This window comes from Streptomyces sp. NPDC001787, from assembly GCF_040297465.1.
Classification (GTDB): Bacteria; Actinomycetota; Actinomycetes; order Streptomycetales; family Streptomycetaceae; genus Streptomyces.
This window is the reverse complement of sequence record NZ_JBEOZE010000009.1, coordinates 157860-181585: the sequence shown is the minus strand read 5'-3', so window position 1 is coordinate 181585 and position 23726 is coordinate 157860. Positions and strand designations below refer to the sequence as shown.

At 71.8% G+C, this 23726-nt stretch carries 17 protein-coding genes; 15 read left to right on the top strand and 2 right to left on the bottom strand.

Annotation, left to right across the window (positions count from 1 at the left end; genetic code table 11):
- The first annotated feature begins 164 nt into the window (after positions 1-164).
- The 15 genes from ABT170_RS15665 (at position 165) to ABT170_RS15595 (ending at position 20012) form a co-directional block, all read left to right on the top strand.
- Positions 165-1346 carry an ROK family transcriptional regulator gene (locus ABT170_RS15665; RefSeq protein WP_329946649.1) on the top strand — a complete coding sequence of 394 codons (1182 nt, stop codon included), beginning with the start codon at positions 165-167 and terminating at the stop codon, positions 1344-1346.
- Positions 1347-1460: 114 nt separating this feature from the next.
- Positions 1461-3017: a sugar ABC transporter ATP-binding protein gene (locus tag ABT170_RS15660; protein WP_351867700.1), complete on the top strand. Its 1557-nt coding sequence runs from the start codon at positions 1461-1463 to the stop codon at positions 3015-3017.
- The gene (locus ABT170_RS15655) at positions 3014-4066 is read left to right on the top strand and encodes an ABC transporter permease (RefSeq protein WP_351867697.1); all 1053 of its coding nucleotides are present in this window, start codon (positions 3014-3016) and stop codon (positions 4064-4066) included. Before ABT170_RS15660 ends, ABT170_RS15655 begins: the two co-directional genes overlap by 4 nt.
- A 67-nt stretch (positions 4067-4133) precedes the next feature.
- A complete protein-coding gene (locus ABT170_RS15650; protein WP_351867694.1) occupies positions 4134-5171 on the top strand; it encodes a substrate-binding domain-containing protein in 1038 nt (345 codons plus the stop codon).
- Positions 5172-5218: 47 nt separating this feature from the next.
- Positions 5219-6442 (top strand): Gfo/Idh/MocA family protein, encoded by a 1224-nt coding sequence (locus ABT170_RS15645; RefSeq protein ID WP_351867692.1) that lies wholly within the window; start codon positions 5219-5221, stop codon positions 6440-6442.
- A 12-nt stretch (positions 6443-6454) separates the two neighbouring features.
- Positions 6455-7459, top strand: a complete 1005-nt coding sequence (locus ABT170_RS15640) for a sugar phosphate isomerase/epimerase family protein (protein WP_329946654.1) — start codon at positions 6455-6457, stop codon at positions 7457-7459.
- 335 nt (positions 7460-7794) lie between these two features.
- Complete coding sequence (locus ABT170_RS15635) at positions 7795-11502, top strand: ThuA domain-containing protein (protein WP_351867689.1); 3708 nt, start codon at positions 7795-7797, stop codon at positions 11500-11502.
- 97 nt (positions 11503-11599) lie between these two features.
- Positions 11600-12721, top strand: a complete 1122-nt coding sequence (locus tag ABT170_RS15630; RefSeq protein ID WP_351867686.1) for an inositol-3-phosphate synthase — start codon at positions 11600-11602, stop codon at positions 12719-12721.
- Positions 12718-13944: an SCO3242 family prenyltransferase gene (locus ABT170_RS15625; RefSeq protein WP_502970522.1), complete on the top strand. Its 1227-nt coding sequence runs from the start codon at positions 12718-12720 to the stop codon at positions 13942-13944. Before ABT170_RS15630 ends, ABT170_RS15625 begins: the two co-directional genes overlap by 4 nt.
- On the top strand, positions 13941-14798 hold the full coding sequence (locus ABT170_RS15620) for a sugar phosphate isomerase/epimerase family protein (RefSeq protein ID WP_329946657.1): 858 nt from the start codon (positions 13941-13943) through the stop codon (positions 14796-14798). Before ABT170_RS15625 ends, ABT170_RS15620 begins: the two co-directional genes overlap by 4 nt.
- Positions 14792-15451: an EboA domain-containing protein gene (locus ABT170_RS15615; protein ID WP_351867682.1), complete on the top strand. Its 660-nt coding sequence runs from the start codon at positions 14792-14794 to the stop codon at positions 15449-15451. Before ABT170_RS15620 ends, ABT170_RS15615 begins: the two co-directional genes overlap by 7 nt.
- Complete coding sequence (locus ABT170_RS15610) at positions 15451-16299, top strand: TatD family hydrolase (RefSeq protein ID WP_351867679.1); 849 nt, start codon at positions 15451-15453, stop codon at positions 16297-16299. The genes ABT170_RS15615 and ABT170_RS15610 overlap by 1 nt, the downstream gene beginning before the upstream one ends.
- A 4-nt stretch (positions 16300-16303) precedes the next feature.
- On the top strand, positions 16304-17479 hold the full coding sequence (gene eboE, locus ABT170_RS15605; RefSeq protein ID WP_329946660.1) for a metabolite traffic protein EboE: 1176 nt from the start codon (positions 16304-16306) through the stop codon (positions 17477-17479).
- Complete coding sequence (locus ABT170_RS15600) at positions 17476-18873, top strand: alkaline phosphatase family protein (protein WP_351867676.1); 1398 nt, start codon at positions 17476-17478, stop codon at positions 18871-18873. The genes eboE and ABT170_RS15600 overlap by 4 nt, the downstream gene beginning before the upstream one ends.
- Positions 18874-18926: 53 nt before the next feature.
- The gene (locus ABT170_RS15595; protein WP_329946662.1) at positions 18927-20012 is read left to right on the top strand and encodes a sugar phosphate isomerase/epimerase family protein; all 1086 of its coding nucleotides are present in this window, start codon (positions 18927-18929) and stop codon (positions 20010-20012) included.
- Positions 20013-20087: 75 nt separating this feature from the next.
- Here the strand turns inward: ABT170_RS15595 and ABT170_RS15590 are convergent, their stop codons facing one another.
- Both ABT170_RS15590 and ABT170_RS15585 read right to left on the bottom strand, forming a co-directional pair.
- Positions 20088-21449 (bottom strand): OFA family MFS transporter, encoded by a 1362-nt coding sequence (locus tag ABT170_RS15590; RefSeq protein WP_329946663.1) that lies wholly within the window; start codon positions 21447-21449, stop codon positions 20088-20090.
- Between the two features lie 130 nt (positions 21450-21579).
- A complete protein-coding gene (locus ABT170_RS15585; RefSeq protein ID WP_351867809.1) occupies positions 21580-23712 on the bottom strand; it encodes an acetate--CoA ligase family protein in 2133 nt (710 codons plus the stop codon).
- Positions 23713-23726 lie beyond the last annotated feature (14 nt).

The window sequence follows — 23726 nt, the reverse complement described above, 5'->3', positions numbered from 1 at the left end:
CGGCGCCCTCCCGGCCGCGCGCCGACGGCATCTTTGTCCTGGGTGTGGAGAAAGTTGGAGTGGATTCCTGCTCAACTTCTTCCCACTCCGGGAAAGCGCTGCTACGTTCCCCATCGAAAGCCCGACGGACTGGCCGATGTGGCGGGGAGGGACGAGTGAGACGCATGACGGCACGACCCGCGAACACCCATCAGGCCCGGCTGCTCAGGCTGTTGCGGGACGGCGGGCCCAACTCGCGCGCACAGCTGGGGGATCAGGTCGATCTCTCGCGCTCCAAGCTCGCCGTCGAGGTCGACCGGCTGCTGGAGACCGGACTCGTGGTGGCCGACGGACTCGCCGCGTCCCGCGGCGGACGCCGCTCCCACAACATCCGGCTGGCGCCGGCGCTGCGGTTCCTCGGCGTCGACATCGGCGCCACCTCCATCGACGTGGCCGTCACCAACGCCGAGTTGGAGGTGCTGGGACACCTCAACCACCCCATGGACGTACGGGAAGGCCCCGTCGCCATCTTCGAACAGGTGCTGGCTCTCGCGGCCAAGCTCCGGGCCTCCGGACTCGCCGAGGGTTTCGACGGCGCGGGCATCGGCGTACCGGGGCCCGTCCGCTTTCCCGAGGGCGTGCCGGTCGCGCCGCCGATCATGCCCGGCTGGGACGGCTTCCCGGTCCGCGAGGCACTCAGCCAGGAGCTGGGCTGCCCCGTCATGGTCGACAACGACGTGAACCTCATGGCGATGGGGGAGCAGCACGCGGGCGTCGCACGCTCCGTGGGCGACTTCCTCTGCGTCAAGATCGGTACGGGCATCGGCTGCGGCATCGTCGTCGGCGGTGAGGTCTACCGCGGTACGACGGGCAGCGCCGGCGACATAGGGCACATCCAGGTGGAACCGGAGGGCCGCGCCTGCGCCTGCGGCAACCGGGGCTGTCTGGAGGCGCACTTCAGCGGGGCCGCGCTCGCCCGCGACGCCGAGGACGCCGCGCGTGCCGGACGGTCCCCGGAGCTGGCCGCCCGGCTGGCGGAGACCGGGAGGCTCACCGCCGTCGACGTCGCCGCCGCCGCGGCGGCCGGGGACGGGGCCGCGCTCGACCTGATCCGCGAGGGCGGCAACCGGGTCGGCCAGGTCATCGCCGGACTCGTCAGCTTCTTCAACCCCGGTCTGGTGGTGATCGGCGGCGGGGTCACCGGCCTCGGTCACAACCTCCTCGCCAGCGTCCGGACCCAGGTCTACCGGCAGTCCCTGCCGCTGGCCACCGGAAATCTCCCCATCGTGCTCGGCGAACTGGGACCCGCCGCCGGAGTGATCGGCGCGGCCCGGCTCATCAGCGACCATCTGTTCTCACCGGCCTGAACCCCGTCTCTTCCGCGCCTTCGTCAGCAGCCGTTCGTGGTGCCGCCGGCAGTACGGCACCACCAGCCCTGCGCCCTGTCCGCTCACCGGCCGCACCCGCCGAGGGGATTTGCCATGGCCTCAGAACCACCCCTGCTCACCATGTCCGGCATCACCAAGTCGTTTCCCGGCGTGCGCGCCCTCGACGGCGTCGACCTGGAGGTCCTGGCCGGCGAGGTCCACTGCCTCCTCGGCCAGAACGGCGCCGGCAAGTCCACGCTCATCAAGGTGCTGGCCGGAGCCCATCAGCCCGACGGCGGCGAGATCACCTGGCACGGCGCGCCCGTCTCGCTCAAGTCGCCGATCGCCGCGATGCGCCTGGGCATCGCCACCATCTACCAGGAACTCGACCTGGTCGAGGGGCTCTCGGTCGCCGAGAACGTGTTCCTCGGCCATGAACCCACCACGGCGGGGTTCATCGTCCGCACCCGCGAGGGCCGCACGGCGGCTGCCGCACTGCTGAAACGACTGGGCCACCCGGAGATCGACCCCGCCCGCGAGGTCGGTGAACTCTCCGCCGCCCACCGGCAGATCGTCTCCATGGCACGTGCGCTCTCCCACGACGTACGGCTGATCGTGATGGACGAGCCTTCCGCCGCGCTGGACCCCGACGAGGTCGACAACCTCTTCCGTATCGTCGCCGACCTCACCGCGGACGGTGTCGCCGTCGTCTACATCTCCCACCGGCTGGAGGAGATCCGCCGGATCGGGGACCGGGTGACCGTGCTCAAGGACGGGCGGGCCGTCGCCGTCGGGCTGCCCGCCGAGTCCACACCGACACGCGACATCGTTGCCATGATGACCGGCCGCGATGTCGAGTACGTCTTCCCCCGGCGTTCCGGGGGCACCGCCCCGGTCCAGGACCGGGGCGCCGGGGAAGCGGCGGCGGCCCGCGCCGAGCCCGTGCTCAGGGTCGAAGGGCTGTCCAGGAAGGGCGAGTTCGCCCCGGTGGACCTGGAGCTGCGGCCCGGCGAGATCGTCGGGCTCGCCGGACTCGTCGGCTCCGGCCGCTCCGAGATCCTGGAGACGATCTACGGCGCGCGCAGGCCGAGCACCGGACGCGTCACCGTGGCGGGCCGGCCGCTCAGGACCGGCAGCGTCCGCGCGGCCGTCGCCGCCGGGATCGGGCTCGCCCCCGAGGAACGCAAGGCCCAGGCCCTGCTGATGATCGAATCGGTCACCCGCAATGTGTCGGTCTCCTCGCTCTCCCGCTTCGCCCGCGCCGGGTGGATCGACCGGGGCGCCGAACGGCGGGCGGCCCGGACGGCCACCCGCGAGCTGTCGCTGCGGCCCGACAACCCCGACACCCCCATCCGTACCCTGTCCGGCGGCAATCAGCAGAAGGCCGTCCTGGCCCGCTGGCTGCTGCGCGGCTGCCGGGTCCTGCTGCTCGACGAACCCACCCGGGGCGTCGACGTCGGCGCCCGCGCCGAGCTCTACGCCGTGATCCGCCGGCTGGCCGACGACGGCCTCGCCGTACTGCTCGTCTCCAGCGAAGTGCCCGAAGTGCTGGGCCTCGCCGACCGGGTGCTGGTGCTCCGCGAGGGCCGCGTCGTACACACGGCGGCCGCCGAGGAGCTCGATGAGCACCGCGTACTCGACCTCGTGATGGAAGGGAGCCCGACGCCATGACACAGTCCCTACCGTCGGCGCAGCACAACGGGCCGGACCGGGGAGCCCTCAGCGGCCCCTCCGCCGCTCCGCCCTCGAAGGCGGGCGACGGCCCGCGCGGACTCGGCCCGCGCCTCGACGTCCGCAGTCTGTCGCTGCTCGGAGTCCTTGCCGTCCTCGTCGCCGTCGGGGGCTTCACGGAGCCCGACGCCTTCCTGGACACCGGGAACCTCCAGCTGATCCTCACCCAGGCATCCGTCATCGGTGTCGTCACCGTCGGCATGACCTTCGTCATCACCAGCGGCGGCATCGACCTGTCGGTCGGCGCGATGGTCGCCCTCGCCTCCGTCTGGGCGACGACCCTCGCCACCCAGGAGTTCGGCTTCGCGGGCATCCTGTTCACCGCGGTGATCGTCGGGCTCGCCGCCGGACTCGTCAACGGACTGCTCATCGCGTACGGCGGAATGGTCCCGTTCATCGCGACCCTGGCCATGCTCGCCTCCGCCCGCGGGCTCGCGCTCCAGATCACCGACGGCAAGACCCAGATCGTCACGGTCCCCTCGGTCCTGGACCTCGGTCTGCCCGACTCCTACCTCCTCGGGATCCCGCCGCTGGTCCTGATGTTCGCCGCGGTCACCGTCGTCGGCTGGCTGGTCATGAACCGGACCACCTTCGGACGCCGTACGGTCGCGGTCGGCGGCAACGCGGAAGCGGCCCGGCTCGCCGGGATCGACGTACGCCGCCAGCGCCTCTACCTGTACCTGCTCTCCGGGCTGTGCTGCGGCATCGCCGCCTTCATGCTGATCATCCTGTCCGGATCGGGTCAGAACACCAACGGCAACCTCTACGAACTCGACGCCATCGCCGCCGCGATCATCGGCGGCACCCTCCTCAGCGGTGGCCGCGGCACCATCGTCGGCTCGGTGCTCGGCGTCCTCGTCTTCACCACGATCACCAACATCTTCGCGCTCAACAACCTGCAGAGCGATGTCCAGCAGATCGCCAAGGGCGCCATCATCGTCGCCGCCGTCCTGGTCCAGCGCCGCACCCTGCGCGGCGGAGGGACCTGAGACCGGCCCGAGAGTTCGCCACCCCGCTGTTCCGTATGCCACGCACCGGATGAAGGGTTTGACAGCCATGCCAGAAACCAGTCGCAGAGGACTGCTGTTCGGCACCGCGGCCGTGTCCGCGGGAGCGCTCCTCACCGCCTGCACCAGCAATGAACCGAAGAAGAGCGAAACCGCTGCGGGCAGCCGGCCCGCCGCCGACGACAAGCCGGGCAAGCCCGTCACCATCGGCTACGCCGGTCCGCAGGCCGACCACGGCTGGCTCAACGCGATCAATGTGAACGCCAAGTCGCGTGCGGAGAAGTACTCGGAGGTGACACTGGAGATCACCGAGGGCTCCAACGACACCGCCGCCCAGATCGGCCAGGTCAAGACCCTCATCAACAAGAAGGTCGACGTCCTGGTCATCCTCCCGGCCGACGGCAAGGCCCTCACCCAGGTCGGCCTGGAAGCCATGAAGGCCGGCATCCCCGTCGTCAACCTGGACCGCATCTTCGCCTCCCCGCAGGCGTACCGCTGCTGGGTCGGCGGCGACAACTACGGCATGGGCCTCAACGCCGGTCACTACATCGGCGAGCAGCTCAAGGACAAGCCGAACGCCAAGGTCGTCGAGCTGGCGGGCATCGACAACCTGGAGCTCACCAAGCAGCGCAGCCAGGGCTTCGCCGACGCCCTGAAGAACTACTCCAACATCGAGCTGGTGGCCCGTCAGGCCGCCGACTTCACCGTCGAGTCCGGCCAGGCCAAGATGGCCCAGCTGCTCCAGGCGCAGAAGCAGTTCGACGCGCTGTGGAACCACGACGACGACCAGGGCGTCGGCGCGCTGCGCGCCATCGAGCAGGCGGGCCGCGACGAGTTCCTGATGGTCGGGGGCGCCGGGTCGAAGTCGGCGATGGACGCCATCAAGGCCGGGAACAGCGTGCTGAAGGCCACCGTGCTGTATCCGCCGACGATGGCCGCCTCCGCCATCGACCTGGCGCGCGCGCTCGGCCAGGGCAAGGGCATCGGGGGGCTGGCCGAGATGGAGATCCCGACCTCCCTGACCCTCTACTCGGCCGTGGTCACCAAGGACAACGTCGACCAGTACCTGCCGACGGGCTTCAGCTGACCGGGCCCCACCGCCGCCACCGAACGACCGACGAGGAGGAAGTCCGTATGGCCCGTAGGGAAGAGACGGAGCAGGAAGCCGCAGCGCCGCCGCAACAGCCGCCGACGCTCGGGGTCGGCATGGTCGGATACGCGTTCATGGGCGCCGCACACTCCCAGGGGTGGCGCACCGCGGGACACGTCTTCGACCTGCCGATGAGACCGGCTCTCGCCGCGATCTGCGGGCGCGACCGTACGGCGGTCGACGCCGCCGCGGCCCGGCACGGCTGGGCCGCGGCGGAGACCGACTGGCGGGCACTGATCGCCCGGGACGATGTGCAGCTGGTCGACATCTGCACCCCCGGCGACAGCCACGCGGAGATCGCCATCGCCGCCCTCGAAGCCGGCAAGCACGTGCTGTGCGAGAAGCCGCTCGCCAACACCGTCGCGGAGGCGGAGGCGATGGCGCACGCCGCGGAACTCGCCGCGGCCCGCGGCCAGGTGGCGATCGTGGGCTTCAACTACCGCAAGGTGCCCGCGATCTCCTACGCGCGCCGGCTGATCGCGGACGGCCGGCTCGGTGCCCTGCGGCACGTGCGGGCCACCTATCTCCAGGACTGGCTGGTGGACCCGAGGTCGCCGCTGACCTGGCGGCTCAAGCGCGAGCACGCCGGGTCCGGCGCGCTGGGCGACCTCGGTGCGCACATCGTCGACCTCGCCCAGTACCTGGCGGGGGAGCCGCTGACCGGGGTGTCGGCCGTCACCGAGACCTTCGTACGGGAGCGGCCTCTGCCGGCCGGCGCTCCGGCGGGACTCTCCGCGGCCGCGGACACCTCCGGCCACGGGGCGGTGACCGTGGACGACGCCGCGCTGTTCACCGGCCGGCTCGCCTCCGGAGCACTGGCCTCCTTCGAGGCGACCCGGATGGCGGCGGGCCGCAAGAACGCGCTGCGGCTGGAGATCAACGGGGAACTGGGCTCGCTCGCCTTCGATCTGGAGCGGCTCAACGAACTGTCCTTCCACGACCACACGGAGCCGGCCGTCACGGCGGGCTTCCGGCGCATCCTCGTCACCGAACCCCAGCACCCCTATCTGGAGGCGTGGTGGCCGCCGGGCCACGCCCTCGGCTACGAGCACACCTTCGTCCACCAGGCCCGTGACGTGGTCCGCACGATCGCGGACGGGTCGGCCCCCGTGCCCTCCTTCGCCGACGGACTCCAGGTGCAGCGGGTGCTCGCGGCCGTGGAGGAGAGCGCCCAGAAGAACTCCGTACACACCCCGGTCCCGTTCTAGGAGGTTCCGCGCATGCCCCGCCCCTTCACCCTGTTCACCGGTCAGTGGGCAGACCTCCCGCTGGAGGAGGTCTGCCGGTACGCCCGGGACTTCGGTTACGACGGACTCGAACTCGCCTGCTGGGGAGACCACTTCGAGGTCGACCGGGCGCTGTCCGAGCCCGGCTATCTGGACGGGCGGCGCCAGCTGCTCGACACGTACGGGCTCTCCTGCTTCGCCGTCTCCAACCACCTGGTCGGACAGGCGGTCTGCGACAGTCCGATCGACGAGCGGCACCAGGCCATCGTGCCCGCCCGCGTCTGGGGCGACGGCGAACCCGAGGGCGTACGCCGCCGGGCCGCCGAGGAGATCAAGAACACCGCCCGCGCCGCGGCGGCGTTCGGGGTCCGGACGGTCGTCGGCTTCACCGGTTCCTCGATCTGGCACCTCGTCGCGATGTTCCCGCCCGTCCCGCCGCACATGATCGAGCGGGGGTACGAGGACTTCGCGGAGCGCTGGAACCCGATCCTCGACGTCTTCGACGCGGAGGGCGTGCGCTTCGCCCACGAGGTGCACCCCAGCGAGATCGCGTACGACTACTGGACCACGCACCGCGCCCTTCAGGCCGTGGACCACCGGCCCGCCTTCGGCCTGAACTTCGACCCCAGCCACTTCGTCTGGCAGGACCTCGACCCGGTCGGATTCCTGTACGACTTCCGGGACCGGATCTACCACGTGGACTGCAAGGAGGCCCGCAAGCGCCTCGACGGGCGCAACGGGCGCCTCGGATCGCACCTGCCCTGGGGCGATCCCCGGCGCGGCTGGGACTTCGTCTCGGCCGGGCACGGCGACGTGCCGTGGGAGGACGTCTTCCGGATGCTCCGCTCCATCGGCTACGACGGGCCGGTCTCCGTCGAGTGGGAGGACGCCGGCATGGACCGGCTGACCGGCGCCCCGGAAGCGCTCGCCGCACTGAAGCGGTTCGACTTCGACCCGCCCTCGGCCTCCTTCGACGCGGCCTTCGGCGGCAACGGCTGACCCGTCCCCGAGGGCTCCACCCGGCCGGTGACCAGCTGGCCGCGGGGCGGAGCACTCGGGGGACCTGCCCCGTACAACCCGGCGGCACGCCCGCCACCGGGTCGGTCCGGGCTGCCCTGAACGGGCTTTGTCCTGTCGCGGGAAGAAGCCCGACTTCACTCCCGCACAAGGGCTTTCCGTCCGGGAAGAACAGGTCTACCGTCCCCCACGTGTACACCACATGACTCGCGTCACCGGAGTCCCGCCGGATTCCGGATGACGAGCGCGCGGCAGTCCCCGCGCGGCACGGCATGGCACCACCCGCCCGTACAACCGGCACTCTCCGGAGGACATTCGTGCACCGAACCAGAAAGCGGCTCCGCGTACACAAAACCCTCGCCCTGTTCACCGGCGGACTCCTCGCCGCCGCGACCCTGACCCTGGGGTCCGCGCCAGGAGCCACCGCCGACCCCGGCGCGCAGGCCGCACCGGACGCCGCGGCGGAGGACTTCCAGCAGGTCACCCTCGCCAAGGGCGCCGCCGAGACCGGCGAGCCCATGTCGCTCGCGGTCCTGCCGGACCGCAGCGTGCTGCACACCTCGCGCAGCGGCGAGCTGCGGATCACCGACAGCGCGGGCAACACCCGGATATCCGGCACCCTCCCCGTGTACTCGCACGACGAGGAAGGGCTCCAGGGCGTCGGTGTCGACCCGGACTTCGCCGAGAACCGGGCCATCTACCTCTTCTACGCACCCCCGATGAACACCCCCGCCGGCGACGCCCCGGAGAACGGGACCGCCGCGGACTTCGCCCGGTTCGACGGGGTGAACCGGCTCTCCCGGTTCGTCCTGAAGGCGGACGGCACCCTGGACACGGCCAGCGAGAAGAAGGTCCTGGACGTACCCACCTCGCGCGGCATGTGCTGCCACGTGGGCGGCGACATCGACTTCGACGCGCAGGGCAACCTGTACCTGTCGACGGGTGACGACTCCAACCCCTTCGCCTCCGACGGCTTCACGCCGATCGACGACCGTCCCGACCGCAACCCGGCGTTCGACGCGCGCCGCACCTCGGGCAACACCAATGACCTGCGGGGCAAGATCCTGCGCATCAAGGTCGCCGACGACGGGACGTACACCGTCCCCGAGGGCAACCTGTTCGCCCCGGGCACCGCGAAGACCCGCCCGGAGATCTACGCGATGGGCTTCCGCAACCCGTTCCGCTTCACCGTCGACAAGCCCACCGGCATCGTGTACGTCGGTGACTACGGCCCCGACGCGGGTGCCGCCGACCCCGGGCGCGGACCCTCCGGACAGGTCGAGTTCGCCCGGGTGACGAAGGCCGGGAACTTCGGCTGGCCCTACTGCGTCGGCGACAACAAGCCGTACATCGACTACGACTTCGCGACGAAGACCTCGGGCGCGGCCTTCGACTGCGCCGCCCCGAAGAACGAGTCGGCGCACAACACCGGTCTCGTCGACCTTCCCCCGGCCCAGGCCGCCTGGATCCCGTACGACGGCGGCTCGGTCCCCGAGTTCGGCTCCGGCTCGGAGTCGCCCATGGGCGGCCCCGTCTACCGCTACGACGCGGCCCTCGACTCGCCGGTGAAGTTCCCCGAGGCCTACGACGGCGACTTCTTCGCCGGAGAGTTCGGCCGCAAGTGGATCAAGCGCATCGAGCAGGACGGCGAGGGCGCGGTCCAGTCGGTCAACGACATCCCGTGGAGCGGCACGCAGGTCATGGACATGGCCTTCGGTCCGGACGGCGCGCTGTACGTCCTCGACTACGGACTCGCCTGGTTCGGCGGTGACGAGAACTCCGCGCTCTACCGCATCGAGAACGCCACCGGAGGCCGCTCGCCCATCGCCGAGGCCTCGGTGAACAGGACCTCGGGCACCGCCCCGCTGAAGGCGAAGTTCTCCTCGGCGGGCACCGCCGACGGCGACGGCGACGCCCTCACCTACGCCTGGGACTTCGGCGACGGCGGGAAGTCCACGGCGGCCGACCCCTCGTACACGTACAAGAAGAACGGTACGTACACCGCCACCCTCACCGCGAAGGACCCCTCGGGCCGCACCGGTTCGGCCAGCGTCCATGTGACGGTCGGCAACACCGCGCCGACCGTGGACATGGTGTTCCCCTCGGACGGCCAGCAGTTCGAGTTCGGTGACGAGGTGCCGTTCAAGGTGAACGTCACCGATCCCGAGGACGGGGCCATCGACTGCACCAAGGTCGAGGTCAAGTTCACGCTCGGCCACGACAGCCACGGCCACGACATCACCACCGAGCACGGCTGCGAAGGCACCATCAAGACGGCGATGGAGGGCGGCCACGACCCCAACGCCAATATCTACGGCGGCATCTCGGCCTCCTACACCGACGGCGGAGGCGGCGGCCAGGCCGCTCTGACCGGCCGTGACCAGGCGCAGCTCCAGCCCAAGCACCGTCAGGCCGAGCACTTCGGCGCCTCGTCGGGCGTCAAGACGTACGACAAGGCGAGCGCCCGGGGCGGCAAGACGGTCGGCGACATCCACAACGACGACTGGATCTCGTTCAAGCCGTACATCCTGGCCGGCACCACCAAGCTCACCGCACGCGTCTCCTCCGACGGCGCGGGCGGCTTCCTGGAGGTCCGGGCCGGATCGGCGACCGGCAAGATCCTGGGCTCCGCACCGGTACCGGTGACCGGCGGCTGGGACACCTTCCAGGACATCGACGTACCCCTGCGCGGGGCACCGAAGAAGGCCACCGAACTCTTCCTGGTCTTCAAGGGCGGCGCCGGAGCGCTCTACGACGTCGACGACTTCGAGCTCTCCAGCAGCGCCGTGGACAGGACCGCCAAGCGCGTCCTTGTCTTCTCCAAGACCGGCGGCTTCCGCCACGACTCGATCCCGGCCGGCATCACCGCCCTGAAGGAACTGGGCAAGGACAGCAACATCACCGTCGACTCCACCGAGGCGGCCGGCCAGTTCACCACCGCCAACCTGGCGCGCTACGACTCCGTCGTCTTCCTCTCCACCACCGGTGACGTCCTCAACGCCGAACAGCAGAAGGCGTTCGAGAACTACGTGGCCACCGGAGGCGGCTACATGGGCGTGCACGCCGCAGCCGACACCGAGTACGACTGGGAGTTCTACGGCGGACTGGTCGGCGCCTACTTCTCCTCCCACCCCCAGATCCAGCCCGCCACCGTCCGGGCCGAGGACCACGACCACCCCGCCACCGCCCATCTGGACGAGGCCTGGGACCGTACCGACGAGTGGTACAACTACCGCACCAACCCCCGGGACAAGGCCAATGTGCTGGCCACCCTGGACGAGACCACCTACACCGGCGGCACGATGAAGGGCGATCACCCGATCTCCTGGTGCCAGACCTACCAGGGCGGGCGCTCCTTCTACACCGGGCTCGGCCACACCAAGGAGTCCTACGCCGAACCGGCCTTCCGCCGGCACCTGCTGGGCGGACTGCGCTACGCCACCGGTCAGGTCAAGGCCGACTGCAAGCCCGACACCGGCTACCGCTCCCTCTTCAACGGCAAGACGCTCGAAGGCTGGAAGCAGGCGGGCCCCGGCACGTTCCGCGTCACCGACGGTGAACTTCGCTCCGAAGGGGGCATGGGCCTGCTGACCTACCAGGCCAAGGAGCTGAAGTCGTACTCCCTGAAGCTGGACTGGAAGATGGCGGGCGACGACAACTCCGGCATCTTCGTCGGCTTCCCGGAGTCCGACGACCCCTGGTCGGCGGTGAACAAGGGCTACGAGATCCAGATCGACGCCACGGACGCCGCCGACCGCACCACCGGCGCCGTCTACACCTTCAAGTCGGCCAACATCAAGGCCCGCGACCAGGTGCTGCGCCCGCCGGGCCAGTGGAACAGCTACGAGATCCGGGTCCAGGGCGAACGTCTCCAGGTCTTCCTCAACGGGGTGAAGATCAACGACTTCACCAACACCGATCCGGTACGCAGCCTGAAGGACGGCTACATCGGCCTCCAGAACCACGGAGCCGACGACCAGGTGTCCTTCCGCGACATCCAGCTCAAGGAGCTGCCCTCGACGTAGGGCGGCCACCTCTGCCGACGGCGGGCGGGGGAGGCTCACACACCTTCCCCCGCCCGTCGTCCTCCACCCCTCTTCATCCCCCCAGGGAGGCAGCCCCGTGACCGCACATGCCGTTCGTACCGGAGTCTGGTTCATCGGAGCACGCGGCTCCGTCGCCACCACCGCCACCACCGGCTGCGCCGCCATAGCGGCGGGGCTCCACCCGGCGACCGGCATGGTCACCGAGACACCACCCTTCGCGGACGCCGGACTGCCACCCCTGAACTCCCTCGTCTTCGGCGGCCACGACACCATCGACTGCCCCCTGCCCAAGCGGGCCGAGGCACTGGCCGCCGGAGACGTCATCCCGCACGGTCTGCCCTCCGCCGTCCGCGCCGAACTCACCGCGGCCGACGCGGAGATAAGGACCGGCGGACCGCTGCCCGGCGACACCCGCACCGACGAGGAACTCATCACGGCGTTCACCGCCGACCTCACCGACTTCACCCGCCGCAACGAACTGGCCCGCACGGTCGTCATCAACGTCTCCTCGACGGAACCCGCCCCCGGCGCGGACGACCCCGGGCTCCCCGCCAGCACCCTCTACGCCGCCGCCGCGCTCCGGGCCGGCTGCCCCTACGTCAACTTCACCCCCTCCACCGGACTGCACAGCCCCGCCCTCCGGAGCGCCGTCGACACCTGCGCGCTGCCCCACGCGGGCCGCGACGGCAAGACCGGGCAGACGCTGCTCCGTTCCGTGCTCGCCCCGATGTTCCTGCAGCGCGCCCTGCCCGTACGGGCCTGGTCCGGCACGAACCTGCTCGGCGGCGGGGACGGGGCGGCGCTGGCCGACCCGGCCGCGGCGGCCGCCAAGAACGCGGGCAAGGAACGCGTCCTGGCCGACACCTTCGGAACGGCCCCCGAGGGCGAGGTCCACATCGACGACGTCCCCGCGATGGGGGACTGGAAGACGGCCTGGGACCACATCGCCTTCGACGGCTTCCTCGGCTCCCGGATGATCCTGCAGACCATCTGGCAGGGCTGCGACTCCGCCCTGGCCGCACCGCTGGTCCTGGACCTGGCCAGACTGCTGGCCCGCGCCCACGAGGCCGGGCTGACGGGCCCGCGGCCGGAGCTGGGCTTCTACTTCAAGGACCCCGACGGCGGCGCCCCGGCAGCCCTGGCCGAGCAGTACGCGGCCCTGCTGGCCTTCGCCGGACGGCTGCGGGGGCAGCGGTGAAGTGGCGACTGCCGGGCGCCCCGGCAGCCCTGCTGACCGCGGTGACCGGACTGCGGTCCGCCGCTGCCGCGACCGCTGCCGGGGCCGTGCGCGCGGGTGGGACCACCGCGCCCGCAGACAGCCTGTCCGGTGCGGGCGGGACTGCGCCCGCACCGGACAGGCGTACGAGGCCACCCGGTGGCCGGGCCCGTGCGTGGGCGGAACTCCTGCGGGTGTCCGCACTGTTCACGGTGCCCGGCGACGCGCTGGCCGGCACGGCGGCGGCGGGACTGCGCCCCGGCCGGGGCACCGCGCTCGCGGTGGGCGCCTCGCTGTGCCTGTACGAGGCGGGGATGGCCCTGAACGACTGGGCGGACCGCGACGAGGACGCCGTGGACCGCCCGCACCGCCCGATCCCCTCGGGCCGGATCGCGCCCGCCGCGGCGCTGGGCGCGGCCGGTGCGCTGACGGCCGCCGGGCTGGCCCTCGCGGCCCGCGCGGGGCGCCCCGCGCTCCTGGTGGCATCGGGCCTCGCGGCCACGGTCTGGGCGTACGACCTGCGTCTGAAGCACACGAAGGCGGGCCCCGCGGCGATGGCCGCGGCACGCGGGCTCGATCTGCTCCTGGGCGCGACCGCGAGCGCGGGGGCGGCCGGCCACGTCGCCGGACGGGCCCGGGACACCGGTCCCCTCGCGGTGCCGCCGCACCCCGGTGCCACCGCACCGCGCCCCCTCGCCGCCGCCCGCTCCGCGGCGCCCGCCGCCGCGCTGCTCGGGGCACACACCTACGCCGTCACCGCCGTATCCCGCAACGAGGCACAGGGCGGATCCACCGCGGCGCCGCTCGCCGCGCTCGGCGCCACCGCGGCCTTCGGCCTCGCCGTGGCGGGCGGGCGCCACCGGTCCGGGGGACCGCCCCCGGCCCCCGGCCGATCCGGTCCGGGGGACCGCCCCGGCGGGCCGCCCCGCACCTCCCCGGCCCCCGGCTCCGTACCCGCCCCGGACCGGGTGCTCGCCGCCGCCCTCGCCGCCGCCTACCTCCGTACCGCCGCGCCACCCCTCCTGCACGCGGCCCTCAACCCGTCCCCGGCCCTCACCCAGCGCGCGGTCGGCGGCGGTATCCGGGCCATGATCCCGCTCCAGGCCGCACTGGCCGCACGGGCCGGGGCACCGGCCGCCGCACTCGCCGTCATGGGCCTCGTCCCCGTCGCCCGGAAGCTCGCACGGAAGGTGAGCCCCACATGACCCTCCACCTCGGCTACGGCACCAACGGGCTCACCGACCTCCGGCTCGACGACGCCCTCGCGCTCCTGGCCGACCTCGGATACGAGGGAGTCGGCCTGACGCTCGACCACATGCACCTCGACCCGCTCGCCCCGGACCTCGCCGCCCGCACCCGTCAGGTGCGACGCAGGCTGGACGCCCTGGGACTGCGCGTCACAGTCGAGACCGGTGCCCGCTACGTCCTCGATCCCCGCCGCAAGCACGGCCCCTCCCTCCTCGACCCGGACCCCGACGCCCGCGCGGCCCGCACCCGGCTGCTCGTGCGGGCCGTCGACGTGGCCGCCGGCCTCGGCGCGCACGCCGTGCACTGCTTCAGCGGAATCACCCCACCGGACACGGGGGAGGACACCGCCTGGAAACGGCTCGCCGAGGCGCTCACCCCCGTCCTCGAAGCCGCGGAGCGCGCGGGCGTCCCGCTCGCCGTCGAACCCGAACCCGGGCACCTCCTCGCCACGCTCGCCGACTTCCATCACCTCCGTACGCTCCTCGCAGACCCCGATCCCCTCGGACTGACCCTCGACATCGGCCACTGCCAGTGCCTGGAAGCGGCCTCGCCGGTGGAGTGCGTCCGCGAGTCCGCCCCCTGGCTCCGCCATGTCCAGATCGAGGACATGCGACGCGGCGTCCATGAACATCTCCCCTTCGGCGACGGCGAGATCGACTTCCCACCGGTGCTCGCCGCACTCGCCGAAGCGGACTACCGCGGCCTCACCGTCGTCGAACTGCCCCGCCACTCGCACGCGGGTCCCGAACTCGCCCGCACCTCAATCGACTTCCTCCGCGAGGCCATGGCGAAGGGAGCCACCCCGTGCTGAGGTCCCGCGAGGAACTGGAGGGCGAGCTGGGCGGCGCCGCCAGGGCCTGGCTCCACGAAGCGCTCGCCGAGGCCGCGCACGACGCCGCCACCGGCCGGACCCCGGACAGCGGCCCGTACACCGCACCGCCGCCCTGGGAACTGCGGTACGCCGCCGCGGGCCGGCACTGCGGACTCGAACACGCCGACTCCGTACGCTCCCTCCTCCTGACCGAGGCACGGGCCGGCCTGCCGTCCGTGACCCGGCTCTACGAGCAGGGCACCGCGGCGGAACGGCGGGCCGTCCTGCTCACCCTGCACCGGCTGACCCTCGGCGCCCTCGCCCTCCCGCTCGTCGAGGACGCCCTGCGCACCAACGACACCCGGCTGGTCGCCGCGGCCGTCGGCCCGTACGCGGCGGAACACCTCGACCCGCACGGCTGGCGGCACGCCGTTCTGAAATGCCTGTTCACCGAGGTCCCCGTCGAATCCGTCGCCGGACTCGGCCGCCGCGCCCGCGGCGACGCCGAACTCGCCCGCATGCTCGGCGACTTCGCCGCCGAACGCACCGCCGCCGGACGCCCCGTCCCCGCGGATCTGCGCACCGTCCTCGCCCTCGCACAGACCGCGGCCCCCGGGCCCTGTGCACCCGCCGCCCCCACGGAGGAGTCCTGATGCGCATCTTCGACCCCCACATCCACATGACGTCCCGGACCACCGACGACTACCGGGCGATGTACGACGCCGGGGTGCGCGCGCTCGTCGAACCCTCCTTCTGGCTCGGCCAGCCCCGCACCTCGCCCGCCAGCTTCTTCGACTACTTCGACGCCCTGCTCGGCTGGGAGCCCTTCCGCGCCGCCCAGTACGGCATCGCCCACCACTGCACACTCGCCCTCAACCCCAAGGAGGCGAACGACCCCCGCTGCACCCCCGTCCTGGACGCCCTGCCCCGCTACCTCGTCAAGGACTCCGTCGTCGCGGTCGGCGAGATCGGCTACGACTCCATGACCCCCGCCGAGGACACCGCCCTCGCCGCCCAGCTCCAGCTCGCCGCGGACCACGGACTGCCGGCCCTCGTGCACACCCCGCACCGCGACAAACTCGCCGGTCTGCACCGCACCATCGACGTCATCCGCGAATCGCACCTCTCCCCGGAGCATGTGCTGCTCGACCATCTCAACGAGACCACCGTCGCGGCGGCCGTCGACAGCGGCTGCTGGGCGGGCTTCTCCATCTACCCGGACACCAAGATGGACGAGGACCGGATGGTCACCATCCTCCGGAACCACGGCACCGAGAAGATCCTCGTCAACTCGGCCGCCGACTGGGGCCGCAGCGACCCGCTGAAGACCCGCAAGGTCGCCGACGCCATGCTGAAGGCCGGATTCACCGAGGACGACGTCGACCAGGTCCTCTGGCGCAACCCCGTCGCCTTCTACGGGCAGAGCGGCCGGCTCCAGCTCGACACCCCCGCCCCCGACCCGCTCCACGAGGGCAACTCCATCCTGCGCGGCGGGGAGTGAGGCGATGCGCTTCCGCCACCCCGACGGCTCCACCGTCCACCTCTCCTACTGCACCAACGTGCATCCCGCCGAAACGCTCGAAGGCGTCCGTGCCCAGCTGCGCGACCACAGCGAACCGGTGCGCAGACGCCTGGGCCGCGACCGTCTGGGCATCGGCCTCTGGCTCGCCCGGGACGCCGCGCGGGCGCTGATCAACGACCCCGCCGAACTGCGCTCGCTGCGCGCCGAACTGGACCGCCGCGGCCTCGAAGTCGTCACCCTCAACGGCTTCCCGTACGAGGGCTTCGGCGCCGAGGAGGTCAAGTACCGCGTCTACGCACCGGACTGGACCGACCCCGAGCGGCTCGCCCACACCACCGACCTCGCGCGCCTGCTCGCGGCCCTGCTCCCCGACGATGTCACCGAAGGCACCATCTCCACCCTGCCGATCGCCTGGCGCACCCCGTACGACGGGGACACCGCCGCGCCCGCCGCCGCGCGCAAGGCCCTCACCACCCTGGCCCAGCGCCTGGACGTCCTCGCCGAACTGACCGGCAAGTCGGTCCGGATCGGGCTGGAGCCGGAACCGGGCTGCACCGTGGAGACCACCGCCGACGCCATCACCCCGCTCACCGAGGTGGGCCACGACCGCATCGGCATCTGCGTCGACACCTGCCACCTCGCCACCTCCTTCGAGGACCCCGGCACCGCGCTGGCCGCCCTGGCCGCGGCCGGAGTGCCCGTCGTCAAGTCCCAGCTCTCCGCCGCCCTGCACGCGGAGCACCCGCACCTGCCCGACGTGCGCACGGCGCTCGCCGCCTTCGCCGAGCCCCGCTTCCTGCACCAGACCCGGACCCTCACCGCCACCGGGCTGCACGGCACCGACGACCTCGACGAGGCGCTGACCGGCCGGACCCTCCCCGACGGCACCCCGTGGCGCTCCCACTTCCACGTACCGCTGCACGCCCCGCCCGCGCCCCCGCTCACCTCCACCCTCCCCGTGCTCCGGGACACCCTCGCCCGGCTGGTCGGCGGCACACAGCCCCTGACCCGGCACCTGGAGGTCGAGACATACACCTGGCAGGCACTGCCCGCCGAGCTGCGGCCCCGCAACCGCACCCAGCTCGCCGACGGCATCGCCGCCGAACTCACCCTCGCCCGCGACCTCCTGGTCGACCTCGGCCTCAAGGAGCTGCCATGAGCACCCCCGCGAAGGACAGCGCCCCCACCCCGCTCCTCGTCATCGACGTCGTGGGCCTCACCCCCCAGCTCCTCGCCCACATGCCCAATCTCAGGGCCATGGCCGCGTCCGGTGCCCAGGCGCCGCTGTCCACCGTCCTGCCCGCCGTCACCTGCGCCGCCCAGTCCACCTTCCTCACCGGGACCACCCCCGACGAGCACGGCATCGTCGCCAACGGCTGGTACTTCCGCGAACTCGGTGACGTCCTGCTCTGGCGCCAGCACAACGGACTCGTCGAGGGCGACCGGCTCTGGGACGCCGCCCGCCGCGCCCACCCCGGCTACACCGTCGCCAACATCTGCTGGTGGTACGCGATGGGTGCCGACACCGACTACACGGTGACCCCGCGCCCCGTCTACTACGCCGACGGCCGCAAGGAACCCGACTGCTACACCCGGCCCCCGGCCCTCCACGACGAGCTCACCGACAAGCTCGGCACCTTCCCCCTCTTCCACTTCTGGGGGCCCGGGGCCGACCTCGTCTCCTCCCGGTGGATCATCGACGCCACCCGGCACGTCCTCGCCACCCGCACCCCCGATCTGGCCCTGTGCTACCTGCCCCACCTCGACTACGACCTCCAGCGCTACGGCCCCGACGACCCGCGCTCCCACCGGGCCGCAGCCGACCTCGACCGGGCCGTCGCCCCGCTGCTCGCCGACGCCCGCGCCGAAGGCCGCACCGTCGTCGCGCTCTCCGAGTACGGCATCACCCGCGTCGACCGCCCCGTCGACATCAACCGGGCCCTGCGCCGGGCGGGTCTGCTGGAGGTTTACACCCAGGACGGCATGGAGTACCTCGACCCGATGGCCTCCCGCGCCTTCGCCGTGGCCGACCACCAGATCGCCCACATCTACGTGCGCCGCCCCGAGGACCTCGAAGCGACCCGGGAAGCCCTCGCGGACCTGCCCGGCATCGAGCGGCTCCTGGACGACGAGGGCAAGAAGGCCCACCACCTGGACCACCCCCGCTCCGGCGAACTCGTCGCCGTCGCGGAGAAGGACGCCTGGTTCACGTACTACTACTGGCTCGACGACGCCCGCGCCCCCGACTTCGCACAGCTCGTCGAGATCCACCGCAAACCCGGCTACGACCCCGTCGAGCTCTTCATGGACCCCGAGGACCCCTACGTCCGGGTCAAGGCCGCAACGGCCCTCGCCCGCAAGAAGCTCGGCATGCGCTACCGCATGGCGGTCGTCCCGCTCGACCCCTCACCCATCCGGGGCAGCCACGGCCGCCTCCCCACGAGCGACGACGAAGGTCCGCTCATCCTCTGCTCCACCCCCCACGCCCTCCCCGGCCGGGTCCGGGCCACCGAGGTGAAGTCCCTGCTTCTCCGGCTCGCCGGACTGCACTGACAGTCCGCCGGACCCACTCATCCACCAGGTCTCATCAAGGGAGTCACACGACCATGAGCCGCACCCCCAAGGACGTCGAACTCGCGAGCAGACTCAGCCGCCGCAACATCCTGGGCGTCGCCGCGGGAGCCACCGCGGCCACCATCGTCGGCGCCGCCGGCGCCTCGGCCGACAGCCGGGTCCCGTCCGCCGCCGACGGCCCGGGCAAGGGCCACGACCACGGCCACGGCGGCCACGGCAGGGGCCGGGCCGTCCTGCCCCCCGGCCGTCTCGGCATCCAGCTCTACAGCCTCCGCGACAAGATCTCGTCACTGGGCTTCGCCCCCGTCTTCGCCGAGCTGGAGAGGTACGGGTACGACGAGATCGAGTTCGCCGGATACACCCAGGCCACGGGCGGTGCCCTCACCCTCGCCCAGCTGAGGCGGCTGGCCCGGGACCACGGGCTGAACCCCATCGGCAGCCACGTCGGCCACTCCGACGACAACAACCCGGGGGCGTACACCTTCGCCCAGAACCTCACCAAGGTCCTGGACGACGCCCAGGCACTCGGACTCAAGCACATCGGAACGCCCTCCGGCCCCTTCCGGTACGGCTCCACGGTGGACGGCTGGAAGCGCGTCGCCGAGGAGTTCAACACCTACGGCGCCGCCGCCCGCGAGCGCGGCATGAAGTTCTACCAGCACAACCACGCCGAGGAGTTCTCCTTCGCGACCGACAAGCCGGACGTACGCCTCTACGACGTCCTGCTCGCCGAGACCGATCCCGACCTGGTCTATCTGGAGATGGACATCTACTGGGCCTACTGCGCCCAGTTCCGGTTCTCCAGGAGGGCGGACGGCACCCCCGCCCCGCTGGACCCGCTCGCGTACGTCCTCAAGCACCCCGACCGATACCCCCTGTTCCACGTCAAGGACGGTGTCCGCGACGACACCGCGCGCGACGGCTACCGCATGTCGGACGTCGGCGACGGAGACATCGACTACCGGTCGTTCCTGTCCGAGGTCACCCATCGGACCCACCGGGGCCGCACCTACCACCACTGGCAGACCGAGCACGACAACCCGGCCGACTCGATGGCCTTCGCCCGCAGGTCCAGCGAGCACCTGCACTCGCTGCGCGAGGGACGCTGCGGGGACTGACGGCCGGGCGCACACACCGGCACACGGGCCGGTCCTCCCCGTACGCACGGGGAGGACCGGCCCGCCGCGAACCGCTCAGCCGGACCGCCCACCCGGCGGATCCGGCAGTCCCGGCCGCTTCAGGAACAGCGCGAGGAAGGCGGAGGCCACCCCGACGGACCCCGCGATGACGAACGCGCCCCTGTAGTCCCAGGCCCCCACGACCACGGCGCCCATCCCGGAGCCCACGAGCCCCGAGATCAGCTTGGAGCTGTAGACGATGCCGTAGTTCGACGCGTTGTGGTTCTCCCCGAAGTAGTCCGCGGTCATCGCCGCGAAGAGCGGGAAGATCGCGCCCCCGCCGAACCCGGAGACCATGGAGCAGAACAGGAAGAACGGCATGCTGCCCATCGACCCGGAGGCCAGCACCCCGAACTGGGCCGCGCCCAGCACCACACAGACGATGACCAGGGTGCTGCGACGCCCGCAGCGGTCGGAGATCCAGCCGATCACACCGCGCCCGGTCCCGTTGACGATGGCCTTCAGTGACATCGCGGTGGCCACGATCCCGCCCGTGAACCCCATGTCCTTGCCGAACGGCACCTGGAAGGCGATGCCGAAGATGTTGATGCCCGCCGTGCAGAGCAGGCAGAACCACATCATCCACATCACCGGCGTACGGGCGGCCTCCCGCGGGGTGTACTGCTTCACGGCCGGCGGGTTCCTCTCCAGCGCACGCCTGATCCGCGGATCGTCCGACACCGTCAGCGGGTCGACATGGCCGGGCCACCAGTACTTCGGCGGGTCCCGGAAGAACCAGCCGGCGACGGCGACGACCAGAGCGCAGATCACCCCGGCCGTCACGAGAACCGTCCGGTAGTTGCTCAGCGCCAGACCGGACGTGAAGACGAAGACGAACGGCACCGAGCCGTAGGCGAAACCGCCGTTGACCATGCCGGTCTTGCCGCCCTTGCGCTCCGGATACCACTTGCCGACCATGTTCACGCAGGTCGCGTAGACCAGACCGGCTCCGATACCGCTGCACGCCCCGAAGCCCAGATACGCCCACAGGACACCGGGGGCGTACGCGAGCGAGACATAGCCGAGCAGGGTGCCCAGGGCGCCCAGCATCATCGCGTACCGGGCGGGCAGCCGCCCGCTCTCGCGCAACTGCCCGGCCGGGAAGGCGATGGCGGCCTGGAAGAACACCCAGACCCCCATCAGCCAGAAGATGTGTCCGCTGCTCCACAGATGTGCCTCGTGCAGGGTGTCCTCGGCGGATGTGAAGGCGTACTCCGAGGAACTGATGCCCATCATCCCGATCCAGGGGAACAGCACCATGGTCCAGCGCGGCCGGCCCAGGATGCTCCGGTCGCTCCGGCCGATCCGGTAGACGCGCCCGTTGCGGTCCGTGACTTCCCGGTACGGGACGGGCGTGGTGATCCCGGTGGTCCTCATGCCGCAGCGGCCCCCCTCGCGTCGGAAACTCCCGGCCGGCGTCCCCTGTCCGACGCCCTTCGCCCGCGAGCGCGGCCGGCCGCCCGGCCACCGCCCCCGGCACACCGGTGTGCTCCGGGGCACACCGCGCTCACAGCAGACCCGCCGCGCGCGCCCACCGGTACTTCGCCCCGAGCACGGCGACCGGCGTCTCCGTGGTGTACGGGTAGGCGACGACCCCCCGTTCGTAGAGATACGCGCAGGCCTCCTCGACCTCCGTGTCACCGGCCAGCGACGCCACCACCGGCTTCTCGATCCCGCGCTCCCGGAACTCCCGCACCACCCTGGCCGTCAGCTCCGCGAAGACCATCGGGGGAGTGACGACGGTGTGCCAGTAGCCCAGCACCAGCGCGTGGACGCGCGGATCCTCCATCCCCAGCCGGATCGTCGCCCCGTACGTGGACGGGGGCTCCCCGCCCGTGATGTCGACCGGGTTCCCGGCCGCCCCGAACGGTGGGATGAACGCCCGGAACGCCGCGTCCAGATCCGGCGGGATCTCCATCAGGGACAGCCCGTTGTCCACGACCGCGTCCGACAGGAGCACCCCGGAGCCGCCCGCCCCGGTGATGACGAGGACGTTGTCGCCCCGCGGCACCGGCAGGACGGGCAGGGCCCGCGCGTACTCCAGCATGTCGCGCAGCCCCGGCGCCCGGATCACCCCGGCCTGCCGCAGGATGTCGTCGTACACCGCGTCGTCACCGGCCAGCGCGCCCGTGTGCGAACCCGCGGCCCGCGCGCCCGCGCCGGTCCGGCCCGCCTTCAGCACCACGACCGGCTTCTTCGGCACGGTCGCCCGCGCCGCCTCCACGAACGCGCGCCCGTCCTTGAGATCCTCCAGATGCATCGCGACGCACCGGGTGCGCGGGTCCTCGCCGAACCAGGTCAGCAGGTCGTCCTCGTCGAGGTCCGCCTTGTTGCCGAGCCCGACGATCGCCGAGACCCCCATCCCCGTCGAACGGGCGAAACCCAGGACGGCCATCCCGATGCCGCCGGACTGCGAGGTTAGTGCCACCCCGCCCCTGACGTCGTACGGCGTGCAGAACGTCGCGCACAGGCTGTGCCAGGGGGAGTAGTAGCCGTAGATGTTCGGCCCGAGCAGCCGCAGGCCGAAGCGCTCGCCGATCGCCACGATCTCCTCCTGCAGACCCGGTTCACCGGCCTCGGCGAACCCCGAGGGGATGAGCACGGCATTCGGTATCCCCTTGCGCCCCACCGCTTCGAGCGCCGGGGCCACGAGCCCGGCGGGGATCGCGAAGACCGCCACATCCACCTCGCCGGGAATGTCCGTGACACTCCGGTACGCCTTGCGGCCCAGAATGTCGCCGCCCTTCGGATTCACCGGGTGGATCTCACCGGCGAAGCCCCCGTCGACGAGGTTGCGCATCACCGAATTGCCGATCTTCCCCCGCTCTTCGGAGGCACCGATGACGGCGACCGAACGGGGCTCCATCAGCCTGCGCATCGACGCCAGGATCTCCTCGCGGCCGTGGCGGCGCCGGACCTTCGCGCTCTCCCGCGACAACAGCACCCGGACGTCCGCGGCGACGGCACCCTCCGGCGTGGCGATCACGGGATTGAGGTCCATCTCCGCGATCTCCGGGAAGTCGGTGACCAGCAGGGAGACCCGCCGGATCTGCTCCGCCAGCGCCCACCGGTCCACCGGCGGCGCGCCGCGCACGCCGCGCAGGATCTCCGCGGCGCCGATCGAGTCGAGCATCGACCGCGCCTCGCCCGCGGTGACCGGTGCCAGCCGGAAGGTGACGTCCTTGAGGACCTCCACCAGCACACCGCCGAGACCGAACGCCACGACCTTCCCGAACGCCGGATCGGTGACCGCCCCGATGACGACCTCCCGACCGGGCCCCACGAGCCGCTGCACCTGGACCCCGTCGATCCGGGCGCCGGGCGCGAAGGACTCCGCGTTCCCGATGATCCGGCGGAAGGCGGACCGTACCTCCGCCGCGCCCGACACCCCGGTCACGACCCCGCCCGCATCCGTCTTGTGCGGGATGCCGCGAGAGACGATCTTCAGCACGACGGACCCGCCGAGCCGCTCCGCGCACGCCACGGCCTCGTCGGCGTCCCGCGCCGTGGCCTCGTCCGGCACCGCGATTCCGTACGCCTTCGCGAGGACCCCGCCCTCCGGGGCGGTGAGCGCGGTGCGGCCCTCGGCCCTGACCGCTTCGAGCAGCGCCCGGACCCGCTCACGGCCCTCCGGTTCCACCGGTCCTTCCACGG

What these genes read in the sequence shown, in the direction of transcription:
- ABT170_RS15655 (WP_351867697.1), top strand. Translation starts at nt 3,014, where the DNA reads ATGACACAGTCCCTACCGTCGGCGCAGCACAACGGGCCGGACCGGGGA.
- ABT170_RS15650 (WP_351867694.1), top strand. Translation starts at nt 4,134, where the DNA reads ATGCCAGAAACCAGTCGCAGAGGACTGCTGTTCGGCACCGCGGCCGTG.
- ABT170_RS15600 (WP_351867676.1), top strand. Translation starts at nt 17,476, where the DNA reads ATGAGCACCCCCGCGAAGGACAGCGCCCCCACCCCGCTCCTCGTCATC.
- ABT170_RS15640 (WP_329946654.1), top strand. Translation starts at nt 6,455, where the DNA reads ATGCCCCGCCCCTTCACCCTGTTCACCGGTCAGTGGGCAGACCTCCCG.
- ABT170_RS15665 (WP_329946649.1), top strand. Translation starts at nt 165, where the DNA reads ATGACGGCACGACCCGCGAACACCCATCAGGCCCGGCTGCTCAGGCTG.
- ABT170_RS15660 (WP_351867700.1), top strand. Translation starts at nt 1,461, where the DNA reads ATGGCCTCAGAACCACCCCTGCTCACCATGTCCGGCATCACCAAGTCG.
- ABT170_RS15620 (WP_329946657.1), top strand. Translation starts at nt 13,941, where the DNA reads ATGACCCTCCACCTCGGCTACGGCACCAACGGGCTCACCGACCTCCGG.
- ABT170_RS15595 (WP_329946662.1), top strand. Translation starts at nt 18,927, where the DNA reads ATGAGCCGCACCCCCAAGGACGTCGAACTCGCGAGCAGACTCAGCCGC.
- ABT170_RS15590 (WP_329946663.1), bottom strand. Translation starts at nt 21,449, where the DNA reads ATGAGGACCACCGGGATCACCACGCCCGTCCCGTACCGGGAAGTCACG.
- eboE (WP_329946660.1), top strand. Translation starts at nt 16,304, where the DNA reads ATGCGCTTCCGCCACCCCGACGGCTCCACCGTCCACCTCTCCTACTGC.
- ABT170_RS15610 (WP_351867679.1), top strand. Translation starts at nt 15,451, where the DNA reads ATGCGCATCTTCGACCCCCACATCCACATGACGTCCCGGACCACCGAC.
- ABT170_RS15645 (WP_351867692.1), top strand. Translation starts at nt 5,219, where the DNA reads ATGGCCCGTAGGGAAGAGACGGAGCAGGAAGCCGCAGCGCCGCCGCAA.